Raw genomic sequence first — 1208 nt, forward strand, 5'->3', positions numbered from 1 at the left:
ATCTCGCCGCCCTCGGCAACCGAAGTGGTCGCGGTCAGCTTGGCTACAACTTCATCGATGGTGTCGGTGACCTTGACCGAGGCATCGTTGCCCAGCTGCAGGTTTTCGAAGGTGCGGCCGCCCGCGTCGGCTGCCGACTTGATGCCCACGCTGATTTCGCCCGAATCTTTATAAACGTCGTCACCTTGTGCCGCGTGCTCGTAAGACACGGAGGTCTGACCAGCCTTGATGGTGACTTGAGCGTTGTTGCTCAGGGTCACGACCAAGTCGTTGGCCAGGGCTTTGTTGATCTGCACGGTGAACGTTGGTTTGACGTTTTCGGCGACGGAGGCTTGGTCGGCGGTGATAGTGACCTGGACAAGGTCACCTTGGTTGCCAGTGCCAGGAGTACCCGAGCCCGGCTCGTCAGTTACTGTAGTGGTTACAACGTCATTGCCCAGCGTCAGCTTCTCGAAGTTATCCCCACCCGAAACCGACTCCAGCTTGTTCGCCAGAGCAGGCTGGCCACCCATGTACACATCATCGCCAACGGCAATGGTGGTGCTGCCAGAGATGCTGTTGGCTGGAATAGTGACTTTGGTCCCGTCAGTCAGCGTGAACGTCAGTGCCCCATGTTGAGTGACAGGCAAGCCTTGAGCGTTGCTCAGGGTTACGGTGTAGGTAACTTGCCCGCCCTCTGTAACAGTCGCCTTGTCCGCTGTAAGGGTTGCGATGACTTCGCTGATGGTGTCGGAAATTTCGACTGTTGCCGGGCCACCGATGACGAGGTTTTCGAACGTGGCACCCGGGACGCTAGCGTCGGTCACACCTAGCGTGACCGAGCTTGGATCCTTGATGACATCGTCGCCTTGTGCGGCGAGCTTGTACTCGACCTCGGTTTTTCCAGCCTCGATGGTGACTTTGTCACCATTGGACAGGGTGACAGTAAGCGGACGGTCCAAGGCTTGACTGACTTTGACCGTAAAGGACGGCTGCTGATCTTCGGTCACATTGCCGTTACTGGCGATGCTGACAGTGACGGTGTCGATACTGTCGTTGATGACCGTGGAAGCTGGCGTGGGGCTTGCGGTCAGTTTTTCGAAGTTACCGCCCGTGGCGCTGTCGATGGTCACGCTAACGGTCGAGCCGTTGTTGTAAACATCGTTGGCCGGGGTCTGGAAGTCGATGCTGCCCTGAGTCTTGCCAGCCTCAACAGTGATGACCTGGCC

1 protein-coding gene is annotated in these 1208 nt (G+C 57.7%); it reads right to left on the reverse strand.

Going from position 1 to position 1208, the window contains the following annotated elements; all coding sequences use genetic code 11:
• Positions 1–1208, reverse strand: a 1208-nt coding sequence (locus CRP40_RS21670) for an immunoglobulin-like domain-containing protein (RefSeq protein WP_345770223.1), incomplete at both ends; no start/stop codon positions are given.

Source organism: Pseudomonas sp. URMO17WK12:I9 (assembly GCF_900230165.1).
GTDB classification, from domain to species: domain Bacteria; phylum Pseudomonadota; class Gammaproteobacteria; order Pseudomonadales; family Pseudomonadaceae; genus Aquipseudomonas; species Aquipseudomonas fulva.